The sequence below is a fragment of the Shigella sp. FC1661 genome (assembly GCF_001712525.1).
GTDB lineage: Bacteria > Pseudomonadota > Gammaproteobacteria > Enterobacterales > Enterobacteriaceae > Escherichia > Escherichia coli.
Genome location: NZ_MDGW01000074.1, coordinates 1 through 9,138, shown reverse-complemented (window position 1 = coordinate 9,138; position 9,138 = coordinate 1). Strand labels below are relative to the sequence as shown.

The following is a 9,138-nucleotide window of genomic DNA, read 5'->3' as shown; positions in this document are numbered from 1 at the left end:
AAGTTGATTTTCAAGAACCGTTCTGACAGCTTCGGCTTTGAACTCTTTAGAGTAACGTTGGTTTTTTCTGCTCATTATTAGCTCCTTCTGATGCCATTCTATTTCAGGAAGGAGTGTCCGTTAAACTCAGGCTACCTCAGAAGAGGCAATTAAACGGCTGAACAAGCTTCGGGGCTGGCGTAAGGTTTCACGATCTGCAATTTTACGCGAAGCGGTTGAGCAATATCTGGAGCGGCAGCAATTTCCGGTGCGTAAAGCAAAGGGAGGCAGGCAAAAGGGGGAGGTAGTTGGTGTTGATGATCAGTGTAAGGAGCATAAGGAATGAAAAAAATTTTTCATTCTTGAATATAAAAAAACAGATGCCCTTATTCTGGTATTAATACAAGGCTGTTTTACTTGAACTTATAATAACTGCAACTGTTACATCGTATCTGGAAAACGCCTCGCAAAAATAAAAAATGATGCGTAAATGAGCTTTCTTTAAAGATTCGGCAAGGGTACTTTTCTCTCCATAGATTCAAAAATGATATTGGCGAGATATTTATGAACTCTCTGGCAGGTATAGATATGGGCAGAATTTTACTCGATTTATCGAATGAGGTGATTAAGCAACTTGATGATCTCGAGGTGCAGCGTAATCTTCCTCGTGCGGACCTATTAAGGGAAGCGGTAGATCAATACCTGATAAATCAATCGCAAACAGCAAGAACCAGTGTTCCTGGCATCTGGCAAGGGTGTGAGGAAGATGGTGTCGAATATCAGCGTAAGCTGCGCGAGGAATGGTAATGGGAAAAAATGATGTCAATCAGATTGATGACAACGTGCGCGTTGTTCATGCCGGATGCGGCGTGAACGCCTTATCCGGCCTACAAAGTCATGCAAATTCAATATATTGAAGTTTATTGGTAGGCCTGATAAGCGCAGCGCATCAGGCAATCATACGCTTGTCATCAGTGACATACCCATAACCTTATCGATGTGTTGGAGGGAAGAACGAGGCAAACAGACAATTGCGGCATGATCTTGAATGGGTAACGCGGAATACGAGAGATGGTGTCGTCACACCCTATGAGCTGTAATCCGGGCGACCAGCGCCACCCGGAAAACGTCAGAGATTACTCCCCTTCACCCGGAAACAGGAACGGGTTGATGGAACTGCGGGCATAGCCTTCTTGCTCCATTCGCGCGTCCAGTACCAGAGAAGCGAGGTCATCTGCCACGGCTTCAACTTTCGGTTCTTTTTCCTGATAAAGAATCTTCAGGTAAGTGCCGCAGTCATCGCAGCTTTCGGCTTTAATCGCGGCCTGTTCGTCATCCAGCGACCAGTAATGCAGTTTGCCGCTCTGTTCACAGTTGCTGCATTTTACGCGCACTACGTGCCATTCGGTTTCACACAGGTTGCAGTGCAGGTAACGCAGACCCTGAGTGGTGCCAATTTGCACCATGCTGGACACCGGCATAGAACCACAAACCGGGCAATATTGACGTTGCTCGCCGTATTCAGCGCGGGCTTTGCCGGGGATCAGATTGGCCATCTGCGCCCAGTAGAGCGACAGTGCAGCCCAGATAAACGGCGCTTTATCGCTGCTGACGGATGAGAAATCAGAGGCAAACAGTGCGCTGGCCATATCTTCCAGCTCCTGAGTCGATGCCTTCTCCAGATTCTCAATCACTGCCAGCGCCGGGCCGCTCATTTCAGGTTTCAGCTCAGCAATCAGCGCCATCAGCAGCTTTTGCCAGTGCTTATCACGCGGCAGAACGTGAATATCCAGCGGGGGCTTGCCCTGTGCGCTGGCTTCTTTAATGCGCGCGGTCAGATCCATCTCCAGCGGATGGTCGTACAGCACCACTTCCTGGGCGTGGGCGATAAGCGCAGCAAAGCGCAGGTAATCATCCAGCGGATTATTTTCTGCCAGCTCGCGCAGACGCTCGGCGCGGCGGTTGTATAAATTCTTGAGCCGAGGGAACAATAACGGCGGAATCATATCCGCCGTACGTTTCTCGCTCGAACCCAGCTCATCTTGCGGGATTATGCGAATACTCATTCAGCTTTCTTTTCCGTTGTCTTGCGGACCTCACGGTACCAGCGCGGGTGATGTTTCTTCGCCCAGGCGCTGGTAACCCATCCTTCCACCATGGCGGTAATCGTGCCTTTCACCCAAAGGGCGGCGTAGATATGCACCATGATAACCACAATTAACGCCACTGCGGCAAATGAATGCAGCATTAACGCGAATCGGATCACCGGGATTGAGAAAGCAGGCGCAAAATAAGGACGCCAGATAATCACGCCGCTCACCAGCAGCAGAACCAGGAAAATAATCGCCGCCCAGAAAACGCATTTCTGACCGAAGTTATAACGCCCGGTGTCACCTACTTCCTCGTTGACGACGATCTTACGAATATTCTTCACCCAAAAGATATCATCCCGATTGATTAGGTTGTGATGCCAGTAACGGAAAAACATGATGATGAACGAGGCAAACATAACCACGCCGACAAACGGGTGCAGAATTCGCGCCAGCTGCGGTGTGCCCATGATTTGCATCAACCAGTTGAAGGACGGGAACAAAAAGCCCAGCCCGCTCACCGCCGCCAGGATGAAGCAGAAGGCGGTGATCCAGTGGTTGATACGTTCCGGCGCGGTGTAGCGCACGATGGTGTCACGTCGTTTCATTTGCGCTCCTCGTCTTTCTCTTCGTGCAGATTATTCTCTTCCTCATCCGCACGGTTCGGACCGACACCCACGTAGTGGAAGATACTGGCTGCGAAGGTAGCCGCAAAGCCAACAGCTGCGAGCGGTTTCCAGATGCCTTTCCAGAATTTCACGGTTTCGCTGATTTCCGGGTTCTCCGGCAAGCCATGATACAGATTTGGCTTGTCAGCATGGTGCAGCACGTACATAACGTGTGTACCACCGACGCCTGCCGGATCGTACAGGCCCGCATTGTCGTAACCGCGGGTTTTCAGCTCCGCCACGCGCTCGCTCGCCAGCGTTTTCATCGACTCTTTCGTACCGAAGTGAATCGCGCCCGTTGGGCAGGTCTTCACGCAGGCTGGTTCTTGCCCAACCACCACGCGGTCAACGCACAGCGTACATTTGTAGACGCGGTTGTCTTCCGGGTTGAGGCGCGGAATGTCGAACGGACAGCCCGCAATGCAATAACCGCAGCCAATGCACTGCTCGGACTGGAAGTCGACGATACCGTTGGCATACTGAATAATTGCACCTTCCGCCGGGCACGCTTTCAGACAGCCTGGATCGGAACAGTGCATACAGCCGTCTTTGCGGATCAGCCATTCCAGTTTGTCGTTCTGCTCCACTTCCGAGAAGCGCATCACCGTCCACGATTTGGCACTTAAATCATTGGGGTTGTCGTACACCCCAATGTTATTGCCGACGGTATCGCGAATGTCGTTCCACTCTGAACACGCCACCTGACAGGCTTTACAGCCGATACAGGTGGTGACGTCGATGAGTTTCGCCACTTCTTCCTGGAAGTCCCGCGCCTGAGGCGCGGGGGTCAGACCGTTAGTCGCGGAACGACGAATGATATCTTGAGATTGATAAGCCATATGTCGTCTCCGTTACACCTTTTCCACATTCACAAGGAAGGACTTAAACTCCGGCGTCTGCGTGTTCGCATCACCAACGAATGGCGTTAAAGTATTGGCAATAAAGCCTTTTTTAGCTACGCCTTCATAGCCCCAGTGAATCGGAATACCGATGGTATCGATATCTTTGCCGTTCGCTTTCAGCGTGCGAATACGTTTGGTCACCACCGCTTTGGCTTTGATATAGCCACGGTTGGAGGAGACTTTCACGGTATCGCCCTGGGCAATGCCAAGTTTATTCGCCAGCGACTCCCCGATTTCCACAAACTGCTCTGGCTGCAAAATCGCGTTCAACAGCGCGTGTTTGGTCCAGTAGTGGAAGTGCTCGGTCAGACGATAGGTGGTTCCGACATACGGGAACTTATCGGCTTTACCCAATGCTTCGGCGTCGTCTTTAAAGATACGTGCAGCCGGGTTCGAGATAACGTTTGGATGCAGCGGGTTAGTTCCCAGCGGCGTTTCAAACGGCTCGTAGTGTTCCGGGAACGGACCTTCCGCCATCTTATCGAGGGCAAACAGACGCCCCATGCCTTCCTGCTGCATGATAAACGGCCCGACGCCGCTACCCGGAGGCGCTGCGCTGTAGTCCGGAATATCCCAGCCGGTCCACTTAGTGCCGTCCCATTTCAGCAACTGACGCTTCGGATCCCACGGGTTACCCTGCGGATCTGCGGAGGCGCGGTTATACAGAATGCGGCGGTTAAGCGGCCATGCCCATGCCCAGCCCAGCGTGTTACCGAGGCCAGACGGATCGGCGTTATCACGACGCGCCATCTGGTTGCCTTCCGGCGTCCAGCTACCGGCGAAAATCCAGCAGCCACAGGAGGTTGTACCGTCATCGCGCAATTGGGCGAACGAGCTAAGTTGTTGGCCTTTCTTGACGATAACCGCACCGGTTGCCGGATCGGTAATATCGGCCAGCGCCTTACCGTTGCTCTCCATCGCTACTTCTTCCGACTTCGGCTCATGCGGAATGGCGTAGTTCCAGGTCATGTTCAGCACCTGATCCGGGTTCGCGCCACCCTGTTCGGCATACATCTTGCGCAAGCGCAGGAAGATACCGGAGAGGATCTCACCGTCAGTCAGCGCAATCCCCGGGGCGTCCGCACCTTTCCAGTGCCACTGCAACCAGCGACCTGAGTTAACGATTGAACCGTTCTCTTCTGCGAAGCAGGTCGATGGCAGACGGAACACTTCGGTCTGGATCTTCGACGAGTCAACTTCGTTCAGCTCACCGTGGTTCTGCCAGAAGTTAGAGGTTTCAGTGTTCAGCGGGTCGATGGTGACGAGGAACTTCAGTTTCGACAGACAACCGATCACTTTGTTTTTGTTCGGGAATGAGGCAACAGGGTTAAAACCCTGGCAGATATAGCCATTGACCTTGCCCTCTTTCATCATCTCGAAGTATTGCAGGACGTCGTAGCCTTTATCCCACTTCGGCAACCAGTCAAAGCCCCAGCTATTTTCCGCCGTCGCTTTATCACCAAAGAAGGCCTTCATCATAGAGACGAAGAATTTCGGGTAGTTGCCCCAGTAGTTTACCTGGCCTTCCAGCAGCGGTTTTGGCGTGTTGGCGGTAAGGTAGGTTTGCAGATCGGTCTGCTTCTCGCTTGGCAGCGTCATGTAACCTGGCAGGCTCTGCGACAGCAGCCCCAGGTCCGTCAGCCCCTGAATATTGGAGTGACCGCGCAGGGCGTTAACGCCGCCGCCTGCCATCCCCATATTGCCGAGCAGCAGCTGGATCATCGCCATCGTACGAATGTTTTGCGCACCAACGGAGTGTTGCGTCCAGCCGAGGGCATACAGGAACGAGGCAGTTTTATCGTGAGCACTGGTTTCTGCGATGTATTCGCAGACTTTCAGGAACGCGTCTTTTGGCGTACCACAGATGTTTTCAACCACATCTGGCGTGTAGCGGGAAACGTGCTGTTTCAGCAAGTTCCACACGCAGCGCGGATGTTGCAGCGTGGTATCGCGTTTGGCGAAGCCGTTTTCGTCCAGTTCGTAAGTCCAGGAGGATTTATCGTACTTGCGTTTTTCCGCGTCATAGCCGGTGAACAGGCCATCTTCAAAGCCGTAATCCTCACGCACGATCAGGCTGGCGTTGGTATAGGCTTCGGTGTATTCGCGGTTGAATTTTTCATTGTTCAGCAGGTACAGCAATACGCCTGACAGGAAAGCAATGTCAGTACCGGAACGAATAGGGGCATAGTAGTCAGCTACCGCCGCCGTACGCGTAAAGCGAGGATCGATCACAATCAGCTTCGCGCCGTTGTGAATTTTGGCTTCCATCGCCCAGCGGAACCCGACCGGGTGAGCTTCAGCGGCGTTACCGCCCATCACCACGACGAGGTTGGCGTTCTTGATGTCGACCCAGTGGTTGGTCATCGCACCGCGACCAAATGTTGGAGCAAGACTTGCTACCGTTGGTCCGTGTCAGACACGCGCCTGGTTGTCGACCGCGAGCATACCCAGCGCGCGGGAGAATTTTTGCGTTAAATAGCCGGTTTCGTTACTCGACGCGGAAGCACACAGCATCCCGGTGGAGAGCCAGCGGTTAACAGTCACGCCTTCGGCGTTTTGCGCAATGTAGTTAGCATCGCGGTCTTCTTTCATCAGTTTGGCGATGCGATCAAACGCCTCTTCCCAACTGATTTGCTGCCATTTATCAGAACCTGGCGCACGGTATTCCGGAAACTTCAGACGGCTTTCGGAGTGGATGAAATCCACCAGGCCAGCGCCTTTCGGACAAAGTGCACCGCGGTTGACCGGGTGATCCGGATCGCCTTCGATATGGAAGATAGATGCTTTGGCGTTTTTTGCTCCGTCACCGAGGCTGTACATCAACAGCCCACAGCCTACGGAACAATAGGTGCAGGTATTACGGGTTTCGCGGGTGCGCAGCAGTTTATACTGCCGGGTTTCCGCGAGTGCTACGCTGGGTGCAAAACCTAGTGCCGCTGCCGTGGTGCCTGCCATACCGCCAGCGCAGATCTTAAAGAACTGCCTTCTGCTGACCTGCATGGATTGCTCCTTGTTTCGACATTGTCACGTCCCATTTACATTCGCTTGCTGCGTGTGCAGGGAGTGGGAGTTATTTTTCTTTGCGGAAGGGGCCGCAAAGGTCCAGAATTGGCTCAATTTCCCTCCATCCAGGAAGGGTTTGTAACAGAATACCATAATGTTGGTGTGTGTGTTCTTATCTGGTTAAGAGAAAGTGAAAAAAACACAGCGAAAAGAAATCGAAAATGTGACAAATATCACAGGTGTTCGTCAAATTGAGTTATGGCGGCGTGATGATTTACAACACCCACGGTTAGATGAGGTCGCGGAAGAAGTTCCCGTTGCGCTGGTCTACAACGGCATTTCGCATGTGGTGATGATGGCGTCGCCCAAAGACCTTGAGTACTTTGCGCTCGGTTTTTCGCTTTCCGAGGGGATTATCGAAAGTCCGCGCGATATCTTCGGCATGGATGTCGTTCCTTCCTGTAATGGTCTTGAAGTACAAATTGAGCTTTCCAGCCGCCGCTTTATGGGGTTGAAGGAGCGCCGCCGGGCGCTGGCGGGACGTACGGGCTGTGGCGTATGCGGCGTGGAGCAACTTAATGACATCGGAAAACCGGTGCAGCCGCTACCGTTCACCCAGACGTTTGATCTCAACAAACTGGATGATGCATTACGTCATCTCAACGATTTTCAGCCAGTGGGGCAACTGACTGGTTGTACTCACGCCGCTGCCTGGATGTTGCCATCTGGCGAACTGGTCGGCGGGCATGAAGACGTGGGTCGCCATGTGGCGCTGGACAAACTGTTAGGCCGCCGGTCACAAGAAGGGGAAAGCTGGCAGCAAGGTGCGGTACTGGTTTCCAGTCGTGCCAGTTATGAAATGGTGCAAAAGTCGGCGATGTGCGGCGTAGAGATTTTGTTTGCGGTGTCTGCCGCGACCACGCTTGCTGTAGAAGTGGCTGAGCGCTGTAATCTGACACTGGTAGGTTTTTGTAAACCGGGTCGGGCAACGGTTTATACCCATCCGCAGCGTTTGAGCAATTAATTAAAATAAGTCCTGCGATATATATTAAATTGCAGGACTTATTCATTTCGTGAATTTTATTATTTTTATTTATAAATAAAACGCGTGTAGTGGCGTTTTCTTTTTTCATTTATTATGTTCACTCTCTTATCTATATATTTATAAGGCAATTAAATGAAAAGGAATTTATTATCTTCCGCTATTATAGTCGCCATCATGGCCCTCGGTCTGACGGGTTGTGATGATAAAAAAGCCGAAACAGAAACGCCCCCGCCTGCCAATAGTCAACCTGCCGCACCAGCTCCTGAAGCTCCCGTTGCAAAAGCAGAAGCTAAACCTGAAACACCTGCGCAACCGGTGGTCGATGAACAAGCGGTTTTCGACGAAAAAATGGATGTCTATATCAAGTGCTATAACAAGTTACAGATCCCTGTACAGCGCAGTCTGGCGCGTTATGTTGACTGGCTGAAAGATTTTAAACAGGGGCCTACCGGTGAAGAGCGTACTGTTTATGGCATCTACGGCATTAGTGAATCCAACCTCGCTGAGTGTGAAAAAGGCGTAAAAAGTGCTGTGGCGTTAACGCCTGCGCTGCAACCAATTGATGGCGTGGCGGTGAGTTATATCGATGCTGCCGTGGCGTTGGGTAATACCATTAACGAAATGGATAAATATTACACCCAGGAAAATTATAAAGACGATGCGTTTGCGAAAGGGAAAACGCTGCACCAGACATTCTTAAAAAATCTGGAAGCCTTTGAACCTGTAGCAGAATCTTATCATGCGGCGATTCAGGAAATTAACGATAAGCGCCAGCTTGCGGAACTGAAAAATATTGAAGAAAGAGAAGGGAAAATATTCCACTACTATTCTCTGGCAGTCATGATTTCAGCGAAACAAATTAATAACCTGATATCGCAAGAGAAGTTTGATGTTGATGCGGCAATGAAGAAAGTGTCTGAATTGGAAACGCTGGTGGCGCAGGCCAAAGAAGCGGATAAAGGCGGCATGAATTTCTCGTTTATTAATTCGGCAGGCCAGTATCAACTCGAGGCTAAAAAATACGTTCGCCGCATCAGAGATAAAGTCCCGTACTCTGAGGTAATGACTCCAACTTACTGATAGTGTTTTATGTTCAGATAATGCCCGATGACCTTGTCATGCAGCTCCACCGATTTTGAGAACGACAGTGACTTCCGTCCCAGCCTTGCCAGATGTTGTCTCAGATTCAGATTATGTCGCTCAATGCGCTGAGTGTAACGCTTGCTGATAACGTGCAGCTTTCCCTTCAGGCGTGATTCATACAGCGGCCAGCCATCCGTCATCCATACCACGACCTCAAAGGCCGACAGCAGGCTCAGAAGACGCTCCAGTGTGGCCAGAGTGCGTTCACCGAAGACGTGCGCCACAACCGTCCTCCGTATCCTGTCATACGCGTAAAACAGCCAGCGCTGACGTGATTTAGCACCGACGTAGCCCCACTGTTCGTCCAT

At 51.6% G+C, this 9,138-nt stretch carries 8 protein-coding genes and 2 pseudogenes; 4 read left to right on the top strand and 6 right to left on the bottom strand.

What is annotated here, in order from left to right; genetic code table 11:
* Positions 1 to 75 (bottom strand): transposase (locus tag BFF42_RS27550; protein ID WP_252866565.1); only part of this gene is annotated, 75 nt, incomplete at its 3' end.
* A gap of 73 nt (positions 76 to 148) precedes the next feature.
* Between BFF42_RS27550 and BFF42_RS05560 the strand changes: the two genes are divergently transcribed.
* Both BFF42_RS05560 and yiiF read left to right on the top strand, forming a co-directional pair.
* Complete coding sequence (locus BFF42_RS05560; protein ID WP_044326047.1) at positions 149 to 325, top strand: ribbon-helix-helix domain-containing protein; 177 nt, start codon at positions 149 to 151, stop codon at positions 323 to 325.
* A gap of 218 nt (positions 326 to 543) precedes the next feature.
* Complete coding sequence (gene yiiF, locus BFF42_RS05555) at positions 544 to 786, top strand: protein YiiF (RefSeq protein ID WP_001086388.1); 243 nt, start codon at positions 544 to 546, stop codon at positions 784 to 786.
* A gap of 329 nt (positions 787 to 1,115) precedes the next feature.
* On the opposite strand, the gene fdhE is transcribed toward yiiF, so the two are convergent.
* From fdhE to fdnG, 4 genes are read right to left on the bottom strand one after another with little or no spacing between them, the layout of a single operon-like run.
* Complete coding sequence (gene fdhE, locus BFF42_RS05550) at positions 1,116 to 2,045, bottom strand: formate dehydrogenase accessory protein FdhE (RefSeq protein WP_000027697.1); 930 nt, start codon at positions 2,043 to 2,045, stop codon at positions 1,116 to 1,118.
* Positions 2,042 to 2,677, bottom strand: coding sequence for a formate dehydrogenase cytochrome b556 subunit (gene fdoI / locus BFF42_RS05545; protein WP_000829016.1), 636 nt, complete (start codon positions 2,675 to 2,677; stop codon positions 2,042 to 2,044). The genes fdhE and fdoI overlap by 4 nt, the downstream gene beginning before the upstream one ends.
* Positions 2,674 to 3,576 carry a formate dehydrogenase O subunit beta gene (gene fdoH / locus BFF42_RS05540; protein ID WP_000331377.1) on the bottom strand — a complete coding sequence of 301 codons (903 nt, stop codon included), beginning with the start codon at positions 3,574 to 3,576 and terminating at the stop codon, positions 2,674 to 2,676. The genes fdoI and fdoH overlap by 4 nt, the downstream gene beginning before the upstream one ends.
* 12 nt (positions 3,577 to 3,588) lie before the next feature.
* Positions 3,589 to 6,639 carry a formate dehydrogenase-N subunit alpha gene (gene fdnG / locus BFF42_RS05535; protein WP_011310337.1) on the bottom strand — a complete coding sequence of 1,017 codons (3,051 nt, stop codon included), beginning with the start codon at positions 6,637 to 6,639 and terminating at the stop codon, positions 3,589 to 3,591.
* A 193-nt stretch (positions 6,640 to 6,832) separates the two neighbouring features.
* Here fdnG and fdhD point away from each other — a divergent pair, with 193 nt between their 5' ends.
* Together fdhD and BFF42_RS05525 are read left to right on the top strand one after the other, a co-directional pair.
* Positions 6,833 to 7,666: a formate dehydrogenase accessory sulfurtransferase FdhD gene (fdhD, locus tag BFF42_RS05530; protein WP_000753617.1), complete on the top strand. Its 834-nt coding sequence runs from the start codon at positions 6,833 to 6,835 to the stop codon at positions 7,664 to 7,666.
* A gap of 153 nt (positions 7,667 to 7,819) precedes the next feature.
* Positions 7,820 to 8,746, top strand: a pseudogene (locus tag BFF42_RS05525) (YiiG family protein); the annotation flags it as partial.
* A 14-nt stretch (positions 8,747 to 8,760) separates the two neighbouring features.
* Here the strand turns inward: BFF42_RS05525 and BFF42_RS05520 are convergent.
* Positions 8,761 to 9,138 (bottom strand): annotated as a pseudogene (locus BFF42_RS05520) (IS1-like element IS1X2 family transposase); the annotation flags it as partial.

What these genes read in the sequence shown, in the direction of transcription:
- yiiF (WP_001086388.1), top strand. Translation starts at nt 544, where the DNA reads ATGAACTCTCTGGCAGGTATAGATATGGGCAGAATTTTACTCGATTTA.
- fdhE (WP_000027697.1), bottom strand. Translation starts at nt 2,045, where the DNA reads ATGAGTATTCGCATAATCCCGCAAGATGAGCTGGGTTCGAGCGAGAAA.
- fdoI (WP_000829016.1), bottom strand. Translation starts at nt 2,677, where the DNA reads ATGAAACGACGTGACACCATCGTGCGCTACACCGCGCCGGAACGTATC.
- fdoH (WP_000331377.1), bottom strand. Translation starts at nt 3,576, where the DNA reads ATGGCTTATCAATCTCAAGATATCATTCGTCGTTCCGCGACTAACGGT.